This window comes from Pseudarthrobacter sp. C4D7 (assembly GCF_013359725.1).
Classification (GTDB): domain Bacteria; phylum Actinomycetota; class Actinomycetes; order Actinomycetales; family Micrococcaceae; genus Arthrobacter.
This window is the reverse complement of the sequence record NZ_JABFMW010000063.1, coordinates 1-1,236: the sequence shown is the minus strand read 5'-3', so window position 1 is coordinate 1,236 and position 1,236 is coordinate 1. Positions and strand designations below refer to the sequence as shown.

Here is a 1,236-nt window from a genome sequence, read left to right as displayed (position 1 = left end):
GGTCCGAGTCCGTAGCCTTTGACGGTGTGGGCGAGGATGACGGTGGGTTTGCCCTTGAATTCGGTGGCGGCTTTGTAGGCGGCGTAGACCTTGCGGTAGTCGTGGCCGCCGCGTTTGAGGTTCCAGATCTGGTCATCGGTGAGGTCCGCGACGAGGTCCTTGGTCTGCGGGGTTTTCCCGAAGAAGTGTTCGCGGACGAACCCGCCGGACTCGGCCTTGTAGGTCTGGTAGTCCCCGTCAACGGTTTCGTTCATGATTTTCACCAGGGACCCGTCGGCGTCACGGGTCAGCAGGTCATCCCACTCCCGGCCCCACACGACCTTGATCACGTTCCAGCCCGCGCCGCGGAAGAACGCTTCGAGTTCCTGCATGATCTTGCCGTTGCCACGGACCGGTCCGTCCAGGCGCTGGAGGTTGCAGTTGATCACGAAGTTCAGGTTGTCCAGGTTCTCGTTCGCGGCGAGCTGGAGCAGGCCCCGGGATTCGGGTTCATCCATTTCACCATCACCCAGGAACGCCCAGACCTGCTGGTCCGAGGTGTCTTTCAGGCCCCGGTTGTGCAGGTAGCGGTTGTTCTGCGCCTGGTAGATCGCGTTCATCGGCCCGATGCCCATGGACACGGTGGGGAACTCCCAGAACGCCGGCATCAGCCGCGGGTGCGGGTACGAGGACAGGGCGTGGCCCTCACGGGACTTTTCCTGCCGGAACCCGTCCAGGTCTTCCTCGGACAGGCGTCCTTCCATGAACGCCCGGGCGTACATGCCCGGGGAAGCGTGGCCCTGGAAGAAGACCTGGTCCCCGCCGCCGGGGTGGTCCTTGCCGCGGAAGAAGTGGTTGAAGCCGACCTCGTACAGGGTCGCGGCCCCGGCATAGGTGGAGATATGCCCGCCGACCCCGATATCGGGCCGCTGCGCCCGGTGCACCATGACCGCGGCGTTCCACCGCATGTACGCCCGGTACCGGCGCTCGAACTCCTCGTTGCCCGGGAACGCAGCTTCCTGGTCCACCGGGATCGTGTTCACGTAATCGGTGGTGGTCACCATCGGCACCCCCACGCTCTGCGCGCCCGCGCGCTGCAACAGGCTCCGCATGATGTATTGGGCACGCTCAGTGCCCTGTTCCCTGATCAACGCATCCAGGGACTCAACCCACTCGGCAGTCTCTTCCGGATCACGATCAGGCAGCTGGTTAGTCAACCCGCTGAGGATATGGGAGGTATCTTCTCCTGCAGCCACG

General features: G+C 64.1%; 1 pseudogene. It reads right to left on the bottom strand.

The window, feature by feature from the left end:
* A pseudogene (locus tag HNO81_RS19920) lies at positions 1–1,235 on the bottom strand (pyruvate dehydrogenase (acetyl-transferring), homodimeric type); the annotation flags it as partial.
* Position 1,236 lies beyond the last annotated feature (1 nt).